At 60.0% G+C, this 24,101-nt stretch carries 22 protein-coding genes and 4 pseudogenes; 10 read left to right on the top strand and 16 right to left on the bottom strand.

Translation table 11 applies throughout. The features are described from left to right. Positions 1-243 precede the first annotated feature (243 nt). From AC3WL8_RS21170 to AC3WL8_RS21120, 11 genes and pseudogenes are all read right to left on the bottom strand, one after another. Complete coding sequence (locus tag AC3WL8_RS21170; RefSeq protein ID WP_153956689.1) at positions 244-762, bottom strand: aspartate carbamoyltransferase; 519 nt, start codon at positions 760-762, stop codon at positions 244-246. Positions 763-868: 106 nt separating this feature from the next. Next, positions 869-1,222: a carboxymuconolactone decarboxylase family protein gene (locus AC3WL8_RS21165; protein WP_153956690.1), complete on the bottom strand. Its 354-nt coding sequence runs from the start codon at positions 1,220-1,222 to the stop codon at positions 869-871. A 99-nt stretch (positions 1,223-1,321) separates the two neighbouring features. Beyond that, a complete protein-coding gene (locus AC3WL8_RS21160; RefSeq protein WP_153956691.1) occupies positions 1,322-1,525 on the bottom strand; it encodes a YgaP family membrane protein in 204 nt (67 codons plus the stop codon). Between the two features lie 179 nt (positions 1,526-1,704). Beyond that, complete coding sequence (locus AC3WL8_RS21155) at positions 1,705-2,142, bottom strand: c-type cytochrome (RefSeq protein WP_492378732.1); 438 nt, start codon at positions 2,140-2,142, stop codon at positions 1,705-1,707. Then, positions 2,105-2,280 (bottom strand): annotated as a pseudogene (locus AC3WL8_RS21150) (polyphosphate kinase 2); the annotation flags it as partial. The gene AC3WL8_RS21155 and the pseudogene AC3WL8_RS21150, both read right to left, overlap by 38 nt. Before the next feature lie 14 nt (positions 2,281-2,294). Further along, entirely contained in the window at positions 2,295-4,235 is a 1,941-nt protein-coding gene (gene ftsH / locus AC3WL8_RS21145) for an ATP-dependent zinc metalloprotease FtsH (RefSeq protein ID WP_153954443.1), read from the bottom strand. Between the two features lie 144 nt (positions 4,236-4,379). Next, a complete protein-coding gene (locus AC3WL8_RS21140) occupies positions 4,380-4,646 on the bottom strand; it encodes a DUF5676 family membrane protein (RefSeq protein WP_153954444.1) in 267 nt (88 codons plus the stop codon). A gap of 36 nt (positions 4,647-4,682) precedes the next feature. Then, positions 4,683-5,348 carry a methyltransferase family protein gene (locus tag AC3WL8_RS21135; RefSeq protein ID WP_153954529.1) on the bottom strand — a complete coding sequence of 222 codons (666 nt, stop codon included), beginning with the start codon at positions 5,346-5,348 and terminating at the stop codon, positions 4,683-4,685. Beyond that, positions 5,348-5,632 (bottom strand): DUF2933 domain-containing protein, encoded by a 285-nt coding sequence (locus AC3WL8_RS21130; protein ID WP_492378731.1) that lies wholly within the window; start codon positions 5,630-5,632, stop codon positions 5,348-5,350. The genes AC3WL8_RS21135 and AC3WL8_RS21130 overlap by 1 nt, the downstream gene beginning before the upstream one ends. A 177-nt stretch (positions 5,633-5,809) precedes the next feature. Beyond that, entirely contained in the window at positions 5,810-6,037 is a 228-nt protein-coding gene (locus AC3WL8_RS21125; protein ID WP_492378730.1) for a hypothetical protein, read from the bottom strand. 364 nt (positions 6,038-6,401) lie between these two features. Beyond that, a pseudogene (locus tag AC3WL8_RS21120) lies at positions 6,402-7,585 on the bottom strand (methionine adenosyltransferase). A 284-nt stretch (positions 7,586-7,869) separates the two neighbouring features. Here AC3WL8_RS21120 and AC3WL8_RS21115 point away from each other — a divergent pair. From AC3WL8_RS21115 to AC3WL8_RS21105, 3 genes are read left to right on the top strand one after another with little or no spacing between them, the layout of a single operon-like run. Beyond that, on the top strand, positions 7,870-8,460 hold the full coding sequence (locus AC3WL8_RS21115) for a LemA family protein (protein WP_492378739.1): 591 nt from the start codon (positions 7,870-7,872) through the stop codon (positions 8,458-8,460). After that, positions 8,457-9,302 (top strand): TPM domain-containing protein, encoded by an 846-nt coding sequence (locus tag AC3WL8_RS21110; RefSeq protein WP_013958675.1) that lies wholly within the window; start codon positions 8,457-8,459, stop codon positions 9,300-9,302. The genes AC3WL8_RS21115 and AC3WL8_RS21110 overlap by 4 nt, the downstream gene beginning before the upstream one ends. Continuing rightward, positions 9,296-9,802, top strand: coding sequence for a TPM domain-containing protein (locus tag AC3WL8_RS21105; RefSeq protein ID WP_148271725.1), 507 nt, complete (start codon positions 9,296-9,298; stop codon positions 9,800-9,802). Before AC3WL8_RS21110 ends, AC3WL8_RS21105 begins: the two co-directional genes overlap by 7 nt. 1,098 nt (positions 9,803-10,900) lie before the next feature. On the opposite strand, the gene AC3WL8_RS21100 is transcribed toward AC3WL8_RS21105, so the two are convergent. Together AC3WL8_RS21100 and AC3WL8_RS21095 are read right to left on the bottom strand one after the other, a co-directional pair. Next, on the bottom strand, positions 10,901-11,956 hold the full coding sequence (locus tag AC3WL8_RS21100) for a medium chain dehydrogenase/reductase family protein (protein WP_492378729.1): 1,056 nt from the start codon (positions 11,954-11,956) through the stop codon (positions 10,901-10,903). A gap of 153 nt (positions 11,957-12,109) precedes the next feature. Beyond that, positions 12,110-13,003, bottom strand: a complete 894-nt coding sequence (locus tag AC3WL8_RS21095) for a transporter substrate-binding domain-containing protein (RefSeq protein WP_492378728.1) — start codon at positions 13,001-13,003, stop codon at positions 12,110-12,112. Positions 13,004-13,731: 728 nt separating this feature from the next. Here AC3WL8_RS21095 and AC3WL8_RS21090 point away from each other — a divergent pair. Then, positions 13,732-14,181 (top strand): DUF6880 family protein, encoded by a 450-nt coding sequence (locus AC3WL8_RS21090; RefSeq protein WP_492378738.1) that lies wholly within the window; start codon positions 13,732-13,734, stop codon positions 14,179-14,181. Positions 14,182-14,649: 468 nt separating this feature from the next. On the opposite strand, the gene AC3WL8_RS21085 is transcribed toward AC3WL8_RS21090, so the two are convergent. Beyond that, positions 14,650-15,498 (bottom strand): class I SAM-dependent methyltransferase, encoded by an 849-nt coding sequence (locus AC3WL8_RS21085; RefSeq protein WP_492378727.1) that lies wholly within the window; start codon positions 15,496-15,498, stop codon positions 14,650-14,652. A gap of 126 nt (positions 15,499-15,624) precedes the next feature. Beyond that, positions 15,625-16,128, bottom strand: a complete 504-nt coding sequence (locus tag AC3WL8_RS21080) for a hypothetical protein (protein WP_492378726.1) — start codon at positions 16,126-16,128, stop codon at positions 15,625-15,627. A 666-nt stretch (positions 16,129-16,794) separates the two neighbouring features. Between AC3WL8_RS21080 and AC3WL8_RS21075 the strand changes: the two are divergent. Further along, positions 16,795-17,518 (top strand): annotated as a pseudogene (locus AC3WL8_RS21075) (IS6 family transposase); the annotation flags it as partial. Positions 17,519-17,656: 138 nt separating this feature from the next. Here the strand turns inward: AC3WL8_RS21075 and AC3WL8_RS21070 are convergent. Further along, positions 17,657-18,208: a hypothetical protein gene (locus AC3WL8_RS21070; protein WP_492378725.1), complete on the bottom strand. Its 552-nt coding sequence runs from the start codon at positions 18,206-18,208 to the stop codon at positions 17,657-17,659. Between the two features lie 757 nt (positions 18,209-18,965). Here AC3WL8_RS21070 and AC3WL8_RS21065 point away from each other — a divergent pair. The 5 genes and pseudogenes from AC3WL8_RS21065 to AC3WL8_RS21045 all read left to right on the top strand — a co-directional run bounded on the left by AC3WL8_RS21065 (position 18,966) and on the right by AC3WL8_RS21045 (position 23,861). Next, entirely contained in the window at positions 18,966-19,553 is a 588-nt protein-coding gene (locus AC3WL8_RS21065; RefSeq protein ID WP_492378724.1) for a hypothetical protein, read from the top strand. A 333-nt stretch (positions 19,554-19,886) separates the two neighbouring features. Then, positions 19,887-19,961, top strand: a pseudogene (locus AC3WL8_RS21060) (integrase); the annotation flags it as partial. Positions 19,962-20,175: 214 nt separating this feature from the next. Further along, complete coding sequence (locus AC3WL8_RS21055) at positions 20,176-20,970, top strand: bestrophin-like domain (RefSeq protein WP_249221412.1); 795 nt, start codon at positions 20,176-20,178, stop codon at positions 20,968-20,970. A gap of 504 nt (positions 20,971-21,474) precedes the next feature. Then, positions 21,475-23,355 carry a SulP family inorganic anion transporter gene (locus AC3WL8_RS21050; RefSeq protein WP_492378723.1) on the top strand — a complete coding sequence of 627 codons (1,881 nt, stop codon included), beginning with the start codon at positions 21,475-21,477 and terminating at the stop codon, positions 23,353-23,355. After that, entirely contained in the window at positions 23,334-23,861 is a 528-nt protein-coding gene (locus AC3WL8_RS21045) for a hypothetical protein (RefSeq protein WP_492378722.1), read from the top strand. The genes AC3WL8_RS21050 and AC3WL8_RS21045 overlap by 22 nt, the downstream gene beginning before the upstream one ends. The last annotated feature ends 240 nt before the right edge of the window (positions 23,862-24,101 follow it).

Genomic DNA, 24,101 nt, shown 5'->3' with positions numbered 1-24,101 from the left:
CTCCGATGAGGAGGTGAAAGCCGCCGTTGACTACATGCTGGCGGCAGCCAAGTAGCACGACGCATCATCCGTAGCGACGGAGCCAACCGCAGGCGAGCCAGTTGGTTAGCCAATCCGACTGCCTATGCAATCTTGCTCCGCCGACCGACCGCATGACGACAGCGCGCAAAGAGCGGCGGCGTGTTGAGGTTCTGTGATGCCGCATGGGCAACAGTGGCGACACTTGAAGGAGGGAACCCTCAATCACGGCTTGGGCATGTCACCATGATGATGCCGCTGGCCCTCGACGGCATCCGGTCCGTGGTCGGCGAGTTGTGCGTCGAACCAGTTGTGCAATGCCGCAACGGACTTGGCATCTGATGTTCGGTAGTCGAGTTCGGCGCCGTCGGCGACCTCCCGGTACTCAATGGCAATTTGCCCCGGTTTTGCTAAACGAAGCTCGGTCAGGCCAGGCATGTCATTGCCGTGAATGTATGATGGACTGGAAAAGTCGCCTTCGATGAACTGGCTTCTTATCTCTTGCAGATGCTCCCTAATCAGCGTGGTCTGCTCTTTGTCGCCAGCATGTTTGGCTATAACGCGCTGCGTTCCACCCACAGCAGTCTTGGTAAATATATGGGTTGTAGCCTTGAGGTTGAACGGCATGACGTTTTTGCCTCGCTCGGCGATTTCGACTTGGCGCTGGACATCGGCAGCGTTGGCAAGCGGCGGGACGGTCGAGGCAGCAACTGCCAGAGCGACACAAGTAAAGGTCTTTTTCATTTGCGAGGTACCTGTCGGGTAGAAAGCGGGACTGCGCTCAGCCAGGCAATGCAGCTAGTACACATGCGGCGCAGAGAAAAAGCCATTCGATAATAACCAGGTCGGGCTACGCGTCGGCCGTGAATTCCTCGAAGGCTTTCAATGCGTGTGTGGCATACATCATGGACGGTCCGCCCCCCATGTACACGGCTGTTCCCAGCACTTCCTCCAATTCGGCTCGCGCGGTTCCCAGCTTGACAAGCGCTTGGACGTGAAAGCCAATGCAGTCGTCGCAACGGCAAGCGACGGCAATACCCAATGCCACCAACTCCCTCGTCTTCTTGCTTAGCGCACCTTCTTTGGTACCGGCCGCAGCCAGTTGGGAGAACGCTGTCATCAAGTCAGGTTGGGTCTCACGCAAGCGGCGCATTTGCGCAGACACATTTTTGACTACGGTCTTGAATTCCGGAATGCCACTCATGAAGCCTCCATCGTCTAGGAAATGCGCACGGCGATTGAACCATCGTTCAACATCATTGACGCGAGCAGCCCCTCGGCTGCTCAACTGGTTGACATCGAACTACTTTGCGCCAGCCTTCGGTGTCGAGCATGTTTTCACACCCAGAATGCTGTAGGCAGGACAGATGCGCACTATGCCGGTAAGAAGTGGCAGGACGCCAATCCAGCCCCAGGCGCCAATGCCTCCGGTCGCGGCCAGACCAATCAGGACCAACCCGATAACAATCCGGAGGATTCGGTCAATGGTTCCAACATTTGCTTGCATTGCAGGCTCCTTGTCAATAACAAGACGGTGTGGACGAAAAGCGGAATGGACTTGCTGCTCTGCACATCCAGCTTTTGAAGCGAGAGCTACTGAAATAGTCTTGCCTCTTGCTGGACGTCGGTTCTTGATATAGCGCAAGCTAGTGCGGAACGCCGACACCGGCCGTGCCTCGACTGAAGCTAGCGTGCATCCTTCGGGCGGTCCCCCTTGGGCCAGTCTTTCACCCATGCAGCGTAATCGGGCCTCGGCTTCTGCGTGAAGTCAGCGGCGACGTCAACCGCGTCCTGGGCTGACAGCGTTCCGCCCTGCCCAAGCGGCATGTTGTGCTTCACGAACGCGGCCGCCGTGTACAGGCGCGCCATGCCAGCGCCCACATTGAACGAGTCCTTGCCCCAGACCGGAGGGAACACATAGCCGCCTTGCGGATTCTTAGTACCCTGGCCTTCGCCACCGTGGCAGGACGCACATTGCGCGGTGTAGATGGCCTTGCCATGGGCCGGGTCTGGCTTCTGAGGCGTGTCAATTTTTTCAAAACCTCGACCAGTCACGTTGATGCCGGTCGGGACACCCGTTTCACGCGGGGCTAAGGTGTTCGACAATGCGCTTGATGGTCCCATCCCTCCCAGACGCATCCCTTCCCTCAAGAATCACCAGAATCCGGTCGCTGCAGGAAATGAAGTGCTTCTGTAGTTTGACCCGCTCGATTTGAGCAGGTGGACCATCTCCTCATAGGTCACATGGAGCTTACCTCGGATGGGGAGCCGTCTGGCTACTTGCCGTCGTTCTCATGGTTCACCTTTCGCGGATCGGGCACATTGGGCGCGGCGGGGCTAGCCTTGCCGGGTGTGAGCGGGGTAACTTTCTCGGAGAGCAACAGCTCCAGCGAAGGTCGGTCTACGACCTCCTGTTCGAGAAGTAGCTTTGCCAGCGCGTCCAGCTTGTGCCGGTTTGCCAGCAAGGTCTGCTTCACCCGCTGGCTGGCATCGCCCAGAATCGTCCGGACTTCTGCATCGATGATTTGCGCAGTACTCTCGCTGTATTCCTTGTGTTGCCGAGGCATCAGTCCTGGTCCGGTAAAGAGCGGGTTTGGCATATCCTCGTAAGTAGCGAGTCCAAGCTGCTCGCTCATGCCGAACTGCGTAATCATCTGGCGAGCCATGTCTGTTGCGCGTTGCAGGTCATTTTGCGCGCCGGTCGAAACGTCTCCGTAGACAATCTGTTCGGCAATGCGACCTCCAAGCAAAACATCGAGTCGGTCGAACAGCTCGCTTTGCTTCAGGAGATAGCGGTCCTCTGTCGGGGTCTGCTGCGTGTACCCCAGTGCTGCGACGCCTCTGGGAATGATAGAGACCTTGGAAACTCGGTCAGCATGTGGCCGCGACTCAGCCACGATGGCATGACCGGCCTCGTGGTAGGCGATGGTTTCCTTCTCCTGCGGATTCATCACGCGGTTCTTCTTCTCCAAGCCGCCTACGATGCGGTCCAGCGCCTCGTCAAAATCAATCATCTCCACGGCATCCTTGCCCTTCCGGGCCGCCAGCAGTGCGGCCTCGTTGACAAGGTTGGCGAGGTCGGCGCCCGCGAATCCGGGCGTGCGCCCGGCCAGCTTGGTCAGGTCGACGGTCGGGGCAAGAACGACATTTTTGATGTGTACCTTGAGAATCTGCTCGCGCCCTTTCAGGTCAGGGCGGTCTAGCGCGATATGGCGGTCGAAGCGGCCGGGGCGCAGCAACGCCGGGTCCAGGATTTCTGGCCGGTTGGTGGCCGCCATGATGATGACGCCTTTGTTGGTATCAAATCCGTCCATCTCAACCAACAACTGGTTCAGGGTCTGTTCGCGTTCGTCATTGCCGGTAACTGCACCGAGGGCACGGGTCTTGCCTAGCGCGTCGAGTTCGTCAATGAAGATGATGCAGGGTGCCTTGGTTTCGGCCTGGTTGAACAGGTCGCGTACCCGCGCGGCTCCAACGCCCACAAACATCTCAACGAACTCAGAACCGCTCATGGTGAAGAACGGCACACCAGCTTCGCCGGCTACTGCCTTTGCCAATAATGTCTTGCCGGTGCCAGGAGCCCCCAGGAGCAGTACGCCCTTGGGAATCTTGCCACCCAGACGCCGATAGCGCTGCGGGTCCTTCAGGAAGTTGACGATTTCGGCTAACTCCTCCTTTGCCTCATCGATGCCGGCGACGTCGGCAAACGTCACCCCCGTTTCTTTCTGCATGTAGACCTTTGCCTTGCTCTTGCCTATTTCCAACATCCCGCCGGCGGCGCTGCCCACCCGCTTGATGAGAAAGCTCCAGACGGCAAAGAAGAGCATTGCAGGAACAATCCACGACAGCAGCGTGCCAATCCACTTGCTGTCGGCCTGGCCGACGAAGCGCACCTTGGCGGCTTCGAGGTCCTGGACCAGATTGGGGTCGTTGACCCGAAGCGTGGAGAACGGGTGGTCTCCCTTTCCCTGGCGCAACATCTCTTCGACCTGTTGCTTGGGGAGCAGTGTCTCAATGCCAGTGGTGCTGAGCGTGCCAGTGATAGCTCCTTCTCCAAGCGTGATGTCCTTGAGCTTTCCGGCCTTGAGTAGGACCTTGAAGTCGCTGTACGGTAGCGTCTCGACATGGGACGAGAACAGGACGCTCTGAAGGAAGAGCATCGCGGAAACTGCCAGGACCACATACCATAGGGAAAACTGCTGCTGACGCGGTTCCATAGAAACCCTTTAATCTTTCGGGTAAGCCAAGAAAATTCGACTGCCACCGCTATTCGAGGTCGGCCGCCGGTCTGGACAACACGAGCTCCCAAAAAGCTGTGGCGCTAAGCCTTGCAGTCATATCGGTAGTCGCCATTCTTGGTGTCAGGTCTCTCCCCGAAAGCTGTTGTGTAACCATGCAAAGAAAGCCCCAGCAGCAAAGAACCACACTGCAAAAACGAAGGCCGGGTAGATGACCGACCACCAAGATATCGGTTCGCCCGTCTGAAGGCGCCGGAAATCGAGCCCGTGAAAGAGCGCATTCATGAAATTCATGAAGGGCTCAGGAAGAACCATCCAAACGAGCGTGCATAGAACGTAGAAGAGCACGACTGTTGCAGATAGCGTCACACCAGTCTTGAACGGCTTCATGGCAGCCTCCGGGTGCAAGGAAGATTACGGTTGAATTCAATGAGGACGCGTCCGCGGAACATCTCGGCCTGAGATGTGCGGAATGAATGCTGGTGTCTTGTGCCGATATTCCTCATAGGCCTGCCCGAACTCGGCCAGTGCGTCCTGCTCCTCTGCCTTGGCCAGCCGAACATACATCCAGACCAAAATGGGGAACATCACCAGAGTGACTATCGTCGGCCATTGCAGCAGGAAGCCGAACATAATCAGGACGAAAGCGACATACTGAGGGTGCCTCATGCGCGCATAGAGACCAGTGGTCGCGAGGCGGTGCTGCTGCTGGGCCAGGTACAGAATGCGCCAGGCGGAAGACAGCATGATGAAGCCGCCAAAAATTAGAATGTCGCTGGCGATGTGAAATGGCCCCAGGTGTGGATTGCCGCTCCAGCCAAAAATCATCTCCGGAAGATGACCGGCATCATGCGAGAGGAAGTCGATTCCCGGGAACTTCGCCGAAAGCCACGGCAGCAGAAGATAGATAGTCAGGGGGGTGCCATACATCTCTGTGAAGAGCGCCACAATAAACGCGGAGAACGCGCCAAACGAGCGCCAATCGCGCTGGGTCTTCGGCTTGGTGAAGCTGAAGGCGAAGATGATGAAGACAGCGGAGTTGATAATGACCAGCGACCAGAGGCCGTAGCTGGATTGTGTTTCGGGTTGCATCATCGCTCTCCCTTGGTGGTCGTGTCCTTTGTGGCGTCATCCGGTCGGTGACCGTGTCCATGTCCATGTCCATGTCCATGTCCATGTCCACCGTGCATGAAGATGTGCATCAGGGGGCAGGCGGCCAGCAGAAGTAATGGCAGGAACTGAATGACGTGTGCCCGGTGTTCAGTCCATAGGAAGTAGGCAATCACCAGCAGAAAGCCAATCATGACCAGCTTGGACCTGGCCACGGTGCGCAGTGCGTCGGCAGGCCGCTCATGACCGTTGTGGTCGTGGTTCATGTTTTCCTCCTTAAAAGGGAAGACGGTATCGCCTAGCAGCAGCCGTGGTGCCGATGATGCCGATGTATGTATCTCGTCGGGTCTTGCTGAAAAACCGTTCGCGACGCCTCCGATTCAAAATAAAACGAGCGACGCGGTTGCCACGCTCGGCGGACAGGGCCGTAGCCTTGTCCACCATCATTCCGCAGCGCGGGAAGCAAGCGCGGGCCTCGCCGCAGGGATAGGAGCGACGCCCGGTGGGCTAGGACTGCTAGAGGGCCGAGCCGAGCTACGCCTATCTACGGGGTGAAGAATATATTTCGCCGGGTTGGCGAGGAAAGCCTGCGCACAGTGTGGGGAGCAGAACCTAGATCGCTTCTGGTCGACTTCCGTGCTGGCAGCGGCCTCCTGTGGGGAAATCTCCATGCCACAAACTGGGTCACGCACGAGCTGCTGGGGCGCGGCTGGGCCCGCGGCGGCCGTTGGAACTGCCTGGGCGTCGGTAATGCCGTAATTCCCCCATTAGGGGGGGTGGACTTGGTCGGCATTCCATCCTCTCCTTGGGGCGATTAGGAGGAACTGCAGCGCATAAATTACATTTTCATTCTGGGCGACCAGTCGATTTGCTTCTTGATTTCAATCAAGCGTTCATGGGAGATCAGGGACGCAGTGGGGTGCCGGTTCGGGAATGAATGTCGAACGCCACACGAAGCACGTGTTTGAAGGCTGCAGAAGCCGCTGGGACAGCTGATGCCGGAGCCGAGGTTGCTGTGCTCCCCGTATTGCGGGCCTAGAAGACCGCTACCGTGCCATGGATCAGCTCATTGACCAAGGCAGGGAACTCCGCCAGCTGTTGCCTCGCGAGTTCACGAACTTGCTGCGCCTGGGCGCTCGAGAGGCCGCGCTCGGCCACGACATCAATGGCAAACAGTTGGGGCTGGTCGATGGGGCGTCCAATTCCGGAGAGAAGCCGGACGATGACTTCATCCGCACCATCCACGCTTGCTTGAATATGAGTGGCTAACCGGTGGGCAAGCACGTTGTAGAGCTTGCCGACATGTGACGCCGGGTTCTTGCCCGCTGCCGCCTCCAGCGACATTGGCCGATAGGGGGTGATCAGGCCATTGACACGGTTTCCGCGACCGACCTGGCCGTCATCACCGTGCTCAGCGCTCAAGCCAGTGACCGTCAGGTAGATCCCACTTTCGTCGCAGGCATCCCGGCTATCGAGGGTATTGATTGCAATCTCGCACTCAGTGCCGATGCGCTCGGCCAGATACGACCCAATTCGCCCCTTGAGGAGGAAGTACTCGTCGACGCCGTGTACGCGTCGGTCGACAAACGCCAGTGCAAGAGTCAGACGGTGATGCTCACCCAGCCGACACCCCATCACCTTGTAATCGAGGCCCGCCGCCTCAAACACTCCCCTGTCGGCACGTGAGCGTAGAAGGTCGGCAACCAACAGCACCGCTCTTTCAAGCGATGAGGGTGGCGCATAGCCGACGCCAAAGGATGTGTCATTGGACAGTGGAAGAGACGCTGCGTTGGTCACACGCCGGAGGTTCGGGGCTGAGGGCCGGAGGATTGGCTCGATGCGGATGTCATTGCCAATACCGCCCAAGGACGTTGCGAGGTACTCGCGAATGGCCTGCTCGACAACTAGCTCGGCCTTGGCCGATGGAAGTTCGGTAACAGGGCCGGACACTATCAACCGCGTTGGGCGCAGCACTTTGCCACCGCCGAACTTTGGCGTGCTTATGCCGCCGATGAGTAGGGCCTTGTCCGATTGAAGTGCTGGACTGCTCCATAGGCTTCGAGGTAGGCGTGACACAAGGCGCGTGCCGCAGCTTCGACAGCTCCATCGCATAGGCTATCGGGATGTCCGATGCCCTTGTGCTCGCACATTTCCGTCTGCTCGCCTCGCCACGACGGCCAACGCGAGATAGAAATCGCAATGTTCTCCATGATAGACATCTCGAACCCCTTTCACGCCGTCGCCCTGTAGTCATTCTATGTAGCGGCGCTGGGTCAAGTCGCGAACCATTCGGTTCCCGACTGGGCCAACAAGCGTTGTTGAGGCAAATCAAGCAAACGGCCTTTCGCGCTGCCTAGCATAAATGCTGAAAACTGGATTTTCGATTGCGGGCTAGTCGCGACAGGGCTACTGGGGCATTATTAGGCTCATGTGGTCCGGCGTTTGAAGATTGCCAAAGGATGGAGGGTGTCTCGTGCACAAGCTATGGGTGGCACTTGCGGCAATGCTCGCAATTGGTCTGACGGGCTGTGGATACAACGCGATCCAGACCCAGGACGAGCAGGTCAAGGCAGGCTGGTCGGAAGTGGTGAACCAGTACCAACGCCGTGCTGACTTGGTCCCTAACCTGGTCAACACCGTGAAGGGTTACGCCAGCCATGAGCGTGAAGTCCTGACGCAGGTGACCGAGGCGCGGGCGCGTGTCGGCGCAATCCAGGTCACACCTGAGCTGCTCAACAACCCGCAGGCCTTTGCCCAATTTCAGGCGGCACAGCAGGCGCTCTCCGGCTCCCTATCGAGGCTGCTGGCGGTTTCCGAGAATTACCCCCAGCTGAAGGCCGATGCGGGATTCAGAGACCTGCAGTCTCAGCTTGAGGGCACGGAGAATCGGATAACCGTAGCGCGAAACCGGTATATCCAATCAGTTCAGGCCTATAACGTCACCGTGCGGTCGTTTCCCTCAAACCTGACGGCAATGGTCTTCGGTTACAAGGAGAAGCCCAACTTCACCGTCGCTAGCGAAGCGACAATTGCCAAGCCGCCGCTGGTGGACTTCGGTGCCGCGCCGGCAAGCGCGCCTGGGGGTGCCAAGTGAAATGGCTGTCGGCCGCAAGAGGCTTGTTTCTTGTCTTCTTGGTGTTCGCGTCTCTGGGCGCCGCAGCCGACGTTGCCGTTCCCTCCCTGACGGCACGCGTGACGGACCTGACCGCCACGCTTACGAGCGCGCAACAGGCGGCCCTAGAGCAAGAACTGCAAGCATTCGAAGAGCAGAAAGGGAGCCAGGTCGCCGTTCTCATGGTGCCAACTACGCAACCCGAAGCGATTGAGCAGTATTCAATTCGCGTCGTCGAGAAATGGAAACTGGGGCGAAAAGGGACGGATGACGGGGCGCTGCTCATCATTGCAAAGGACGACCGAACGGTCAGAATCGAAGTTGGCTATGGCCTTGAGGGCGTTCTCACGGATGCTATGAGCAAGCGCATCATCAGCGACGACATCGTTCCCCGATTCAAGCAGGGTGATTTCTATGGCGGCGTGACAGCCGGTGTGGAACGCATCATGGGTGTTATCAGCGGGGAGCCGTTGCCGACACCACGGCGTGAAGGAGGTGAGCGCGACCCAGTGCGGCAACTCATGCCGGTGATCCTTGTGCTCACGGTTGTATTAGGCGGACTGCTGCGGTCCTTCTTGGGGCGAGGCCCGGGGGCGGTGGCCGCCGGCGGTGCGGTCGGATTCATCGGTTGGCTCTTGTCTGGCGCCCTTGCAGTCGGGCTTATGGCTGGCGCTATCGCGCTGTTCTTTACGCTGTTCGGCGGCTCACACATTGGCTGGAGAGGTATTGGCGGTCGGGGCGGCTTCGGTGGCCGGTCCGGACGGGGTGGATTCGGGGGGGGCGGTGGTGGTTTTGGCGGCGGTGGGGCTTCGGGTAAATGGTGATGGAAAACGTCAAACGCATCGTGAGACATCTGTTGATGACGCACTGGCGGGTCGGGCGTTCCTTCCCAGAGGATGTATTGAGGGAAGTCGAACAAGCCATTGCGAAGAGCGAATCCAGCCATTTCGGACAACTCTGCTTTGTTGTGGAGGGTGCGCTGAGTTTGGCGAGCCTATTCGCGGGGCAATCGGCGCGTGACCGTGCTGTCGAGGTCTTCTCTCAGATGCGTGTCTGGGATACGGAACACAACAATGGCGTCCTGATTTACCTGTTGCTGGCAGACCGGAGCGTCGAGATTGTTGCCGACCGTGGCATCCATGCGAAGGTCGGCGCCAGCGACTGGGACGCAATCTGTAGGGAAATGGAAGCCACCTTCCGACGCGGTGAGTATCAGCACGGTCTCATCGATGGCATCCTGGCCATCAGCCAGCACTTGCGACAGCATTTCCCTGTGCGAGACAGCGGCAAGAATGAATTGAGCAACAAGCCAGTTGTTCTGTGATTCTGGCGCCTGCCCAATAGGGGAGGTCGGTCTCTTAGCGAAACGCAGCGGACTTGACCTCGACTGCATTCTCTCTGAAGCCATGGGTCAGGCAGTTGCGCTAACTATTGGCCTCCTGATTGGTCTGGAGCGTGGTTAGCATGAACGCAAATTTCCGGAAAGGGGGCGCGTCGCCAGCTTGGCTGTCCATGGCCAGATATGTGGCAATGCGGCTCACGGAGTCACGGCAGGGGACTCTGTTGACCGGCTTGCCGGGTGGCATTGCGTCTTAGACGGCCGCGACACTAATGCTGGCTCGTTTTACGAGGCATGCGCCGACGTAGTGCCGTCATGATGGTCTCACTCTCGAAGTGACGAAGGCAGCAGGAACTGCGCTGCCATCCTCCCGCTCGATGGGAGGCCGGTCGCCAACGCCCGGGTCATATCTGACCGCCTGCGCTGCGCGCGCGAGCGCGCCATCAGCACCGGCGCACCCGATCACCGCGGATTCGCCGTGTCCACCAAGAACGTAGGCGTGAATCGCAGGAGCTACGACGCGCAGCCGCTCGGAGAGAAGCGATCGGGTCGCCGCGTGTCGACTGGTCCGGCGCGACGGTCTCCGGCATGCCACTCGAAATGTTCCTGGCCAGGTCCAGAGGTATGTCTGTCGCTGCCGATGGTGGTCAATGGCAGCGGGGCGCAGTTACTGGCCTATCCGGAACCTAACCCCACCTAGCGCGAAGCCTTGCGGCGGAGTACGCGCATCTTCAAAGAGGCAACCGACGGCGTGCTCCTCGACCAATAGGGACATTGCACACGCTCTCAACGCCGCAGGCAGGAGGCTCATCATGGCAATCTCACCCGCAAAGGTTTCAACGCCTACGACCGGGGATCTTGCCGTTGTTCCATGGCACGCGATTGCCAGCGGGGGAATACAGCGTTTCCATGGCGATCTCCTTTCTTACGAAAGGAGATTCGAGTTTGCGCTCTTCTGGACGGTCGCTGTCCGAGCCTCTTATGCCATTCGGCCCTGCGCATCCCCAACGGCAGCTTCCAAGGCGAAACCGACATTTCAGCAGTCATGTCGGCTGGCAGGGTCTCGGCTGTTTCACCCGTTCTTCACCGCATCAAGGTCTCATTGCCCACAAGCACGATTTTCCCAGCCACGCCTTTCTCGCCGAGCAACTCGTGTGCAAGTCGTGCCTCGACAAGAGGAAGTTTCCGGGCAATTAGCGGCTTGATCTTTTTCTGTTGAAGAAGGTCCAACAGGGCAATCAAGTCCTGTCGAAACAATGCCGGTTTCAGACGCTTGAGCCACTGGATGCTGTAGGGGACCACCCGCTTCCGGCCCGGGAGAAGCCAGCTGCCAGCGATGTACAAACCGAAAATTGCGAGTCGCTGAAAGCGATTACGGCGACCTGGACGACCTGATGCTAAGCGCCCCCCACGTAGCGAGGCAGTAAGGCCATAGGCTACTACCCTCCCGCCAAGACGGAGAGCGCCGCGGGAACGCCAGATGTGGGTACCGCCGATGCCGTCGAAGACCACGTCCACGCCCTTATCCGTGAGGCGACGAATCTCACTGACGAAATCGAGCTTTTGGTAGTCAATTGGAATACCGCCCAAGCCCGAAACTGCGATCGCATCTTGCGATGAACAGGTACCGTACATCTCCAGCCCTACGAGGCTTCCAAGCTGCATTAGTGCTGAGCCGACCCCGCCTGCCGCACCGTGAATCAACACGCGCTGGCCCGGCTTGACTATGGCGCAGCGATGCAACATCTGGTACGCGGTGACGTAGTTCAGTACAAGGCTGACAGCCTCGGCCGCGTCCAACCCTGAGGGCACAGGAACCAGTTCACGCTGGGCTAGACAGACGAACTCAGCGTACGCGCCGTTGATCGGCAGGGCTGCAACGAGCTGGCCTGGTTCAACCCCAGATACGTCACAGCCGAGCTTATCCACTAAGCCAACGAGATCCCACCCCGGCGTGAACGGGAGCGGCGGCGTTTCCGGATGAAAGCCCTCACGCATCATCAGGTCTGGCTGACCCACGCCTGCTGCCAGCACCCTCACCCGTACTTCGCCGGCCTTGGGTTCGGGGCGCTCTTCCTCCACCACCTGTAGTGCATCAGGTCCGCCGTAATGTGTGACTATGATGCGCGTGTGCTTCATGGCGTCTGAGAATACTGCCTCCTACCAAAACAACGTCGAAGATTGCCGGCCTCTATGTCGTGATTAACCCGGTTGGCAAGAGTCTTGAGCCTGCCCCAGCGGTATCCTTGTGTGCCGCCTGCACATTCCGCCGATGGGATCAATGCAGCAGTATCACTGCGCTGGCTTGTCGCTACGTGCCTTGAGGTTAGCCCGCAATGGCTCGCTCATTGGCATATTGAGGTTCACGCCGGTGGGTGGGATCGGCGACTCAAACCATTTCTTATAGAGTCGTGTAAATTCTCCCGATCTTATCAGTCGCGTTATGGTTCCATCCACCAGCTTCTTGAACTCCGCGTCGTCCTTACGAACCATACAGGCATACGGTTCCACCTGAAGCGTATCACCCACAATCACAAGCGAAGATGGGTTCCTCGAATTGGCGCGCAAGCCGAACAGCAGAACGTCATCCAAGACCAGTGCGGACGCACGCTCGCTTTCAACGAGCTGCAGGGCGTCTGCATAGTCTTTGCCGGAGACCATCTTGATATCGATTTTGTTATCGGCGCTGTACTTTCTCACTACCTTCTCGTTCGTGCTGCCAGCTGTGCTGGCTACCGTCTTCCTCCCTAGGTCAGCGTAGCCCTTGATGCCAGAATCGCGCTTGGTCAGCAGGCGAGTTCCTGCGTAGAAAAAATTGATCGAGAATGCCACCTCCTTGCCGCGTGCGCTGGTATTGGTGGTCGACCCACACTCCAAATCGTAGGTACCATTGACAAGCAGAGGAATACGATTCTGCCCGGTCACCGGGATGTATTCAACTTTGAGGAGGGGCTTCTTCAGCCGACTACGCACATCGTCAATGATGGCTTCCGTCAGGTCGACGGAGAACCCTACGGCTTTATGCGGGCTGAGCACATAGCTGAAGGGAACCGCCGCCTCGCGATAAGCGACCGTGATCCTATCTGTCGCAGCGACCTTTTCTAGCGTCTGGGCGTAGATATCTGCCGCAGTGACCGGTAGAGCAGAGGCGATCAGGGTAGCGGCGATTGTGGAAATCGTTTTCATTTTTATTCTCCATGGAAGCGTAGAACAACCCATGCGCCGACACCAACGTATGACTATACAATCGCGGCGGGCTACGGACTTCTGACTTAAATTTAGGCGCCATCTCGATAGCACGGTTGACCTACGTCAACGGCGCGCGGATCAGGCCAAGATCTCGCTCCACCTGATTGCTCACTCCCTGATCTCCCTTGTGCCGCGACGGAAAGGTCATCGAGGAAATATGCGAGGCGTTTAAACTACGAGCAATTGTCCAAAGGCTTATTTCTCAATGGCGCAGGCCGACACGTGTGGCTGCCGGCTGGAACCAAAGAAGGTGCGTTGACAAAGACGACGCGGTAATGGTTGGCGTTAGGTATTGCCGCCGCATTCTGCCTCTAGCGTCTTATTCGTCACTTTGATGTGAGGCGGTTCCTCGCCTACCCACTCGAGATCAACGAAACACCGAGTACAAGAGGTAATGGTTCGCGTGACAGACCTTGCCGCCGCGCGCCCCCCGACGGGCCGGAACGTTCCTGGCGTATTGCTGGCGTCGCGCCGCCCGGTAGCTTGCCTTGCGCCAGCACGACGAACCCTTGGCCCGGCAAATCCGTCGGGAAAAGGGTCTATTGTCTACTCGGACTACCGGAGCTCCCCATGCACATCTCGAGATCTGTGCCAAGCGATATGACATCATGGGCATACCGGCATTGCAGCCAGGTCCACTGGGGGTGTACGCGTTGCGGTAGCGCCTGTGTGTCGCGGCCATTCGTGAATGGATTAGCGAGCTCAGTGAGCAAGCCTCGTTTCTTGGCACGGAACAAATCAGCGAATTATCCAGAGAACTCGACGCCATACGGGTGGCCATCGCCTCGTCCATTGCCCAAGCCGCGCGCGGCCTTGCACCCGATCTGATGTGGGAGTTTGTCGCGCTGGCCGATACAGTCTACGAACGCACGACGGAAGAAGGGTGGGAAATCAGCGTTATCTTTGACGAGGCCTGCTCCGACCTTGTCAAGCTCAGCATCAGCCTCCACGCAGGTGTCGAGCCTGCAGTATTCGCCACGAAAGTTGTCGCGGCACTCAACCGCAATCGTCGATATGGAGAATACCGTGCGCTGATTCAGGCGATTGCATCAGCTGAGACGTGGGCACCAGCCTACGTTTCGCAACTGAAGGCGTTGCTCAAGAGCAAGCTCTGAATCTTCCCAAGATGAACGTCCTATCGATGCCTCCACTTCCTGGAACATTATTGGCGATTATGTCGCGCGACCGGCCCACGGTCTCCGCTGCAGTTTCGATCGCGCTAATCAAGCGGGGTAGGGCGTGCTTCGGTCTCAGCCCGGTCGTCTCTTGCCGAGCCTTCGCCGTCAATCAAGTCTTCGTGTCTGGTACGGCCGTCCCTAGTTGTTGAGCCGTCATTCGCTCACACCTGCAAGCTTGGTCGAGCGGACAGGACTCAAGCCTTCTCCCGATCTGCATCGGCCTGTTGAATCCGCAGCGCAATTCGGACGTACGCCGACTAACCATGAACGTTCGTATCGGGCCGGCAAGCGATTTCGGTCAGTCGCGAGCGGTGGACTCGTGTGCCCGTTCCTGTCGTACAGTTTCGAGCATGAAGCGACGCGATTTGGACCCGTAGGCGACCTTCAGTCTCCAACGGGCGAAAACTATCTTGGTCTGGCGCCCGACCCGATGATGAGTTCAAGCTCGGTCTTAAAGCCTTCACCGGCGTCGAACTGCTTTAGGCATTCATAAACATCGTTCCAGGCGCTCAATCTCGCCGCGACGTCGAGGTCCGCTATCACAGCCCGGTATGCCCCGGCGGCTTCCTGCATCAGTTGCAGAGCATCGAACGCGCTGGGCAAGACGAGCTGCGCTCGAACGTGCTGTGTTTTCACATCGCTAAGACCGCTGTCGTTCATCAGGCGTTCCAAGACGCCATCGCCTCCCAGTGCGAAGATTCCAGGTTGTCCGGGCGCGGGAGGGGACTTGCCCGCGTGGCGCAGAAGGATCGCCATCGGCTGGGCCATAAAGGGATTGTTGGCCGGCGTCGTGAAGACCAGTGCCGCGAAACGCGCGCCAGGCTTGAGTGCGCGTCGGACAGCTTCCAATGCCTCACTCGGTGACGGGAAAAGCATCAATCCCAATCGGCACATCGCCGCGTCGAACGGGGCGAGTGTCTCGTCCAATTCGTCTGCCGCGCATTCCAGCGTTTGGATATTCTGAAGACCGGCACGAGCGGCATTTCGGCGGACATGCTCCAGCATGGTGCCCGATATATCACTGGCGACCACTTCGCCGCCGGCACCCACTCGCATCGCTGCCTGGATGCTCTGGCTGCCGGCACCGCAGGCCAGATCGAGAACGCGCATGCCCGGCCGGATACCGGCCATATCGATGAGCGTGTCCGTGGCGCCCGAAAGATTGGTGGCGAACACGTGCTCCCACTTCGACCAGCCGGGTGCTGCCGACTCCCACGTATTGCGAAGATTGGATTTCACTCTGCTGTCGGCCATCTGGAGACTCCCTCAGGACCCGCGCCTATACGGGAGCATTGTATTGCGCATGCGATTCGTGTGGGCCCCGTCATGCAGCGCCCGTAAGTTGGCGGCCGCACGCACAACTAAGGTTGTGTCAATATTTCAACTAAAGTTGTAACCCCTCGCCAGGGTGGCTGAATCGCCATATTTAGCTCGTCGCAACCCGACGCGGACCTGACCGCATGATGGGTCGCGCGGGCCAAAAAGAGAAGGGCAGATCAGCGCCCGGCAACATCGGGCAGGGCGCGCGCCCGCTGGTAGCAGGGCCACCTCGGTCAGGTCATGAGCCTCCTGCCAGAACCCTTCCTGCAGCTGGTAGCCCGCCGCCGGCCACGGCGGGATCGGCTCGGGCGTCACCGCGCGCGCCGAGCTCGGAAACGGTAACGCGACCTGAGCGATCCGCTGATAGTACATCGCACAGCGCCGCAGGCCCGCGATCGCCGCGCCCGGCGTCACGGCGGCTACCTGCAGCGGTGCGTCATCCCAGCGCGCGACAAAGCGAGCATCGGACGCGCGATAGAACCAGCACCACGGACGCCCGTCGTGCAGGGCCAGCACGCGGCGACGCCGCACATCGCAATCGGCCGGCGCGATCGCCTCGCTCACCTACCAACCGGTCGCTACCGACCAGGTCGGGCACGCGCCCCGGCTGGCCGCCCACATCGTGTCCCGGCGCGCCTGTCGGCGGGCGGCGTTTGCCACCTGCCGCATCGCCCTGTTCGCATGCGCGGACGCCGTCCAGTCTGCAGGGATCGGCGCCGCGAAGCCGAGCCCGCGGGGTGTGATGCGCGCCAGCCAGGCGCTGTCACGCCACGATGTGCTGGGCGCCGCGTCTGCCCACGCGGCGACGCCCGAGCATACGGCCGCGGTCGCGCGCGCTTGCGCATCGCGCATCTGACAATCGGCTTGCACGGGTTCAGCAAGCTGACCCGCGTCCCTGCCGGCGGCGAGCGATCAGGCCAACGCCGTTGTTCAATGCCTGGTTCGGCCGCACGTCCCCACAGCATGTCGATGAACGCCTGCCGCGCGCGGGGGACTGCCGCCGATCCACGCGCCGATCGCGAACGGATCGCACGAGGCGATGAACCGGGCCATCCATCTCACGCCGCCGGGCGCCAGGTGTCGTCGCACGTGGCGGGCGAGCGCCCGATACACCGTTGTCGCGGGCGTCGGCTGCCAATACGACGGTTTCCCCTGCTCGCGTTTGGCCGGCGGTGGTGGCGCATGGGCGTTGTCAAGTTGGCGAAGCGGTCGGGGTAAGATGAGGCGAAGAAATCGCTCTATCATGGCCACCGGTTTCCGGACGGCGATCATCAGCTGCGCGGTGCGCTGGTATTTTCGCTTCAACCTGAGTCTGCGCGACATCGAGGAGTTGCTGTTCGAGGGCGGTGTCGTCGTGACCTACGAAACCATTCGCCGTTGGTGCGACAAGTTCGACGCCGGCTTCGCGCATCGCGCCAAGGTCGCACGGCGCAAGCCAGGCAGCACTTGGCATCTGGACGAGATGTTCGTGAAGCTGCGCGGTGAGCCCTACGCCCTATGGCGAGCGGTCGACGAACATGGCGCCGAACTCGACATCCTGCTGCAGAAGCGGCGCGACAAGGCTGCCGCTAAACGTTTCTTCCTGCGCGTGCTGCGCTCTTGCCCGGCGCCGCGCAAGATTGTCACCGATCAGCTGCGCAGCTACCCGGCGGCGAAAGCCGACATCCCGGAGTTGGCCTGCGTCAAGCACGTGTTCGTGAAGGCGACCGCCCGCGTGAACAATCGGGCCGAGAACAGCCACCAGCCCACCCGTGAACGCCAAAGGCGTACGCGTGGCTTTCGCGACCTGAAGCGCACGCAGGCCTTCCTGTCGAGCTTCGGTCCGATTCGGCAGCACTTCGCGCTGAAGCGGCATCTGCTGCACGCGTCGCTCTATCGCAAACACCTCGCTGCGAGATTCGTCGCGTGGTACGAGTTCACCGAAGTGGGCCAGAAGCCGTCAACGGCCCCCTGAGCAAGTATTGCTGCCTGCCAATGACTTGTCTCGCTGTCGACAAGTTGACAGAGCCAACAGCTATGATACGTATCTGAAAAATATTGGAGAGCTAGGCCTGGTCGACAAGGCATGCTGCGATGCAATCGTCGGCGGCTGTCAGGATCTGATTGCCGCGTGTGATCCGAGCCTTGGATTCATGACGATTGAGGGAACTGGCGGACTTTCGAGCCAGCCATGATTCAACTTGGTCGTAGGCCCATAGGGACGGTCCCCTGGCAGGCGCAGCAGAAGCGACGGTCCTCTGCCGTCCTGGCGCACGCGTAGGCTGCGGGATTCGATCGCCTCTGCGGAGCTAACCACCACACGATAATTGCCCGGCGGCAGCCGAAGGTAGAGCAGCGGCCCCTCACTCAGTACCAGCAGCAAGATCTCGCGGCGCGCGTCGAACAACGTCACCGTGACGTCCGACAAGCTGCTGCCATCCGCTTCGTTCACGAAGTGCATATGGACATTGAAGCGCCCGGCCATGCTGCGCATGGCCGCCACTTGGTCTACCCCGATCCCGCCGGAAACGTAGTCGATCCCGTTCATATGATGGATCGCCGGCGCCTCTGGTACCGCGAGCGGTACCGCCGAATCGGCACCAGTGGGCATGGCAGCGAACACGCCCGGGCAAAGCAGACAGGTGGCCAACGCAATCGCACGCATGGGGATCTCCTGCAAGAAGCTGATAGGCGATAGGCGACGCCTGCGCCGGTGATGTCATCCAGAGTAGGCGTGCACGCGAGCGCGATCTTGGGCTACATCAAGCCCGGCCACATCCGTCAACGCTGCGCTCCCGATGGCGGCACGCCGGCGTGCTTGCGGCACATCAACACCGGGTACGCGCATGCGTCTATGCTGTAACAGCCAACTAATGACCACTCAGACACAGCGGCCGTCGCTGGCTGGCCAATCTTGGCCAGCCGCCCGGGAGCGCCTCCCTTGCAATGGCCTCAGCGGCAGCTTGATCTCACGCAGGAAGAACTTCCGCCAGCCGGGCGGAACGGAGTCCGGCAGCTTTCCCTTGAGCTGGACCGGGGCAAGTGGCGGGGAGACATCGACACCGCGGCGCCCGCCAGCAGCTTACCCCTCGTCCATCCTTGCCTTGATGCACGGATCGCCGCCACGAACGGCTGGGAAATATCGACGCGGAAACCTACGATGAGGAAATCGGCGCCTTCCTGGTCAAGTATGGGTTTCCTGAGTTTGACTCGATTGAGCATATTGAGGGCGACGGCTCCAGGCCTTCCGTCATACTGACGTTTGATTCGGTGGACGAGGAAGCCCTTCAGAAGCAAAGGAGCGGATTTGGAAAGGTCATAAGCGCAGCGCGTTGGTGATGCGGGAGCGCTTCCATTAGCAACAGTCCGCGCTGCGGACAGGCAGTCTCGCAGCAAAGGGAACCCATATAGGGGAGAGCGGCATGAACACGAAGGCACTACTGGCCATGGCCATCCTGACGACGGCGACCGTATCGGCTTGGGCACAACCAGAAACGAAAGTGCGCGTCACCCAGGCACCAGGGCAGACAAGTCTCATAGGTACTGCTAAGGCAACCGCCACGATTCTCAAGATTGATACGCCAACGCGAACGGTCTCCCTGAAGACTGGTGACGGCAAGGTCGTGGACCTGCCAGTCGGCCAAGAAGCCAGGAATTTCGACCAACTGAAGGTTGGCGATGCTGTCACGGTTGAGTACAAGGAAGCCATGACCCTCAGTCTCAAGAAGGGCAGCGGACCCCTTTCTATGCATGAGCGCGAGATCTCGGACCGCGCCGCACCCGGCGCAAAGCCTGGTGGGACGATTGGCAGGGAAGTGACAGCCACGGCGGACGTCGTCGCGGTGAACGCCGCGGCCAAGACCGTGACCCTCAAGGGGCCAAAGGGACGTACCGTCGACCTCATGGTCGAAGACCCCGAGCGGCTCAAGGCCATCAAGAAGGGCGACCGGGTTGAGGCGGTTTATACGGAAGCCGTAGCGGTGTCTGTGCAGCCCGCCGCCGCCAAGTAGTGGCACCCGAGGTGCAGCGCTTGCGGCCGTTCCGCTGACTACCAGATGCCATAGTGGTTCCACATGGTATGTGAACCTTGAAGCCTCGGGCCGCGGAAAGTGTTGCTCAGTAGGGTGACATCTGGGTGCACAACCGATTGCCGAGTGATCACCTGGCGCGCATCGGTTGTCGAAGTCATCGAATGTTCCACGATCGTCTCCAGTCAGGCGAAAGTGCCTGCAAGGGAGAATGCCAATGTCGAGCAGCCATATGGCAAGTCCGCGCCGGACAGGGGTTTCCAGTGAACACAGGATTTATCTCCGTGCGGGAGATAGTCGAGCCTTTTTGCCAACAGGCTCGAAAGCACTGTGCGCTACCTTGACATTGAGACAGATGACGCGCTTGAGATGGCCGAACAGACCGAAGTCTTAACTGTCGCTGCCGGAGAGTTGTCGCGCGCCGGCCGGCTTCGCGCTACAGGCGTTGGCTTATGCCGTAGCGCCGACGTTCAGGCGTTAGTGTCATCTGGCTACCGGACGTCTGTGAGGAAGGGCACAGACGGTGGCGAAATTTGGATCTAGCGTTCCACACCGTCGTCAATGTTGAAAGCGCGCATCGCGCGGCAAAACACCGGAGGGGATTTTGGCATTCCTACTGGATGGTGCCGGTTGGGCCGGCTGGCTGGTGTTTGCGGTCGGTTTGTTCGCAAGTATCATGATTGCTCTGGAGCTCGGCCGATTGGTGTGGCAATGGCATGTTGCCTCCGGTCGCGAACCGGAGACAACGGGCGTGAGCGCGGTCGCAAGCGCAATATTTGCACTGCTTGGGCTATTGATTGCCTTCACGTTTTCCGGGGCGGCGAGCCGCTTTGATATGCGGCGTACGCTGATCGTCCAGGAAGCCAACGACATCGGCACTGCTTACCTGCGTCTGGACCTGCTGCCGCAACAAGCACGTGGTGAGCTGCAGGAGATATTCAGGCAATATCTGGATGCCCGGCTTGACGCCTATCGAGCAGTCCCCGACCGCAAACGCGTCGATGCTGCCTTGGCTCGTTCGGACGTGCAGCGCGAGCGCCTCTGGACAAGATCCGTAGAGGAGTCCCAGCGAACTGCTAGTCCTGCGGCCACCATGCTTCTGTTGCCTGCGCTCAATGCAGCATTCGATACGGCAGCTACCCGGCTTGCCTCAACAAAGGAGCATCCGCCCAGCGTCATCTTCGGCATGCTCTTCGCGCTTTGCTGGGTTGGAGCGTTGTTCGCGGGCTATGGCATGGCCAGCCGCGGTCCTCGAAACTGGTTGCATGCGCTATTTTTCGTGGCCTCGCTGACGGTGACACTCTATGTCATCGTCGACTTGGAGTTTCCGCGGTTAGGCCTGATCCGCGTCGACACTTTCGACGAGGTGTTGCGGGAGGTCCGTAATGGAATGCGATGAACCAACAGGCGCGGCAGTCAGCTCCAAGAAAAAAGTTGAGTGAATCCTCTATGCGCTCGCGCGTCAAGGGACTGGCGATACACCAAGTAAGTGAGCAGCAGAAAACAAGAGGCCGCCGACCACCACAAAGGCTGCGGCGACGACGCGGCTTGTCTGGCTCACCCTATCGCGGCCATCGCTGTCCGGACGCCGATATCATCCCCACCGTACTGAGCCTGTTTGAAAAAGTCATGGGTGGTGGGCGACGCGGCGGCAAGTCCTGGGAAGCATGCGCCATGCCCCAACCTTAACGTACTAATAGTGCAAGGCATTGATGATCTCACGCAGTTCATACGTTCTGCCTCGCACTGGGTGCGGCAATAGGCTTCCCGTTGCCGCCCAATCGCCGGGGTGTCGCGTCGTCTTGCGTGGCTGGCCCAGCCGTGATTTGGGCTGTCACCCGTCAAGGCGCGGTGTATAGAAACCGGGATCGCACGAAACTTACGCCAGATCAATCGGGCGCCCATGGCAGTTCCTATAGTGAAGATGCCCCAGTACGGATGTGATGTACGCACACGCCCGGCCCGCGCGCACGCGCGCGCCGGCGATGCCGCGATGATCGTCGGCTACATGAGCTCCGGCCAGGCCTTTGATGACGCCATCGGCGAGTTTGCGACCGAATACAGTTCGCAGAACCGCAGCGACTACGCGCGTTCATCCGCGCAATCTGGGAGGGGCGGACCAAGGTGGAGACCGAGATCCAGGCTGGAGCGCGAAAGCGTGCCGCGATGCCATGGCCGGCGTAGTAATCCATCGGAGATTTACATGCTTCACGAAAGCACCCAGCCAGTTGCCGACGGCCCTCACCTCGCCGCGCCGGACTGGCTGCGTGCGTACCGCAAGGCGTGGCTTAAACCGGACGTCATTGCAGGGCTGACCGTCGCGGCCGTGGTAATTCCCAAGGCCCTGGCCTACGCAACGGTCGCAGGGCTGCCCATCCAGGTCGGGCATGGCAATCTGGGCGCGCTGCTGACGGCTACGGCCACGCTCACGCTGCTGGTGGGCGTCATTCTCGTGCTCGCCTCCCTGCTGCGTCTCGGCTTTGTCGGCAACTTCATTTCCGACCCCGTCCTGACTGGATTCAAGGCAGGGATCGCCATCGTGATCGTGGTGGACCAGTTGCCCAAGTTGTTGGCCATTCACTTTACCAAGGGATCATTCGGCCACAACCTGCTGGCGATTGGGGCTGGCCTGCCTCACACGTCCCTCACGACGCTGTGCGTAGGTCTCCTTACGGTGGGCATGCAGGTGGCGATGGAACATTTTTGGCCGAAAGCACCGGCGCCGCTGATTGCCGTGGCTGCAGGGATAGCCGGCGTCTCACTGCTCGGCCAGGGGAGCCATGGCGTGGAAGTCGTTGGCCATGTCCCGACCGGCCTTCCGGCCCTGACCATGCCTGACCTTTCCATGGTCAGGGCACTCTGGCCGACGGCCGTAGGCATCGCGCTGATGAGCTTCACCGAAACGATTGCGGCGGGTCGGGCTTTTGTCCAGAACGACGAGTCCATGCCCGCCGCGAATCGGGAATTGTTCGCCACTGGGTTGGCCAATCTGGGCGGCGCCTTCTTGGGGGCCATGCCGGGTGGCGGTGGCACGACACAGACGGCGGTCAACCGCCTCGGCGGTGCGCGTACACAGGTGGCGGCACTGGTCACGGCGGCGGCGACCCTGTGCACGATGCTGTTGCTTGCGCCGTATATCGGCAAGATGCCACATGCGACCCTGGCTGCGGTCGTGATCGTCTATTCGGTTGGCCTGATCAATCCTGCCGAGTTCCAGGCCATCCTCGCCGTGCGGCGCACGGAGTTTCTGTGGGCATTGACGGCGATGGTCGGTGTCGTGCTGCTCGGGACGCTGCAGGGCATCGTTGTGGCGATTGCGGTGTCCCTCCTGGCGCTGGCCCACCAGGTATCCAACCCGCCCTTGCATGTGCTCGGACGCAAGCAGGGCACCGGTCTGTTCGGGCCGGCTTCGCCGGAGCATCCTGATGACGAGCGATTTCCCGGCCTGCTGCTCCTGAGACCGGAGGGCCGTATCTTCTTCGCCAACGCGGAACGACTGGCCCACCAGATTGCATCTTTGGTCGCCGAAGCCAACCCGAGCGTTGTCGTGCTGGACCTTCGAGCCGTGTTCGACCTTGAGTACACGGCACTCAAGATGCTGACTGCGGCCGAGAAGAAATCGAGAGAGAACGGCAGGGAGCTGTGGCTGGTGGGCCTGACTCCGGGGGTGCTGGCCATTGTGCAGCGATCGCCGTTGGGCGAGGCGCTGGGGCCGGAGCGGGTGTTTCCGCGGCTGAAGGACGCTGTCGCATGCTACCAGGCATGCAGGAAGCCGAAGGCGTAGCCATGAAGCTCAAGCGCCGCACCATCAGCACCATCGTGACCATCATCGCCGTGCTCATCCTGCTTGCCGCACTACCTTCAGCGGTGATGGACACCTTCGAAACCGGCCGCATCTATCTGTTCTCAAAGCAGTTCATCACGGAGCTGCCCCAGCGGTTCACCGGCCCCGGCCGCTTGAGATTCATCCTGCAGCCGGCCATCGCCATCCTGCTGGGCTGTCGTGCCGGCTGGGCCGATGCCCGGGCGGGTCGCCTTCCCTTCTTGTATGCCCTGATAACGGATGCCGCCAATCGAAAGGCGCTGCTTCGTGACTGGCTGTCGGCCGTCAGGGATCTGCTGGCCATGGGAGTCAGCTTGGACGCCGTGGCGCAACTGCTCATCTATAAGCAGGTGCATCCCGGCGCAGCAGTGGTTATCGGTCCCGTACTGATCTGCCTGCCATATGCCCTGGCACGGGCCTTGGCCAATCGGCTGACACGGCTTGCACTACAGCATCCCGTCAAGTAGCTGTCTCCGCACTGACATGCAGATCGCAGTCAAGGCGGCCATTGTTGAGGATCACTTCTATGTGGAATAGGAAATGCCGGTTGCCGGCAGTCGCAACCGTCCGCATAAGCGTGGCATTCAGGCCGCAGTTGGCAGCGCTGTAGTGGCATGAAAAACAACGATGTCCAAGTCGGCCAAGACGGTAATGTGTGCCAGTACACCGCCGACTGTGGCTGGCAGGGGCATATTATATTTCCAGCG

Source organism: Cupriavidus sp. FW305-F7, from assembly GCF_058782875.1.
Note: the sequence above shows the minus strand (reverse complement) of the source record. Positions and strands in the feature narration are given on the sequence as shown.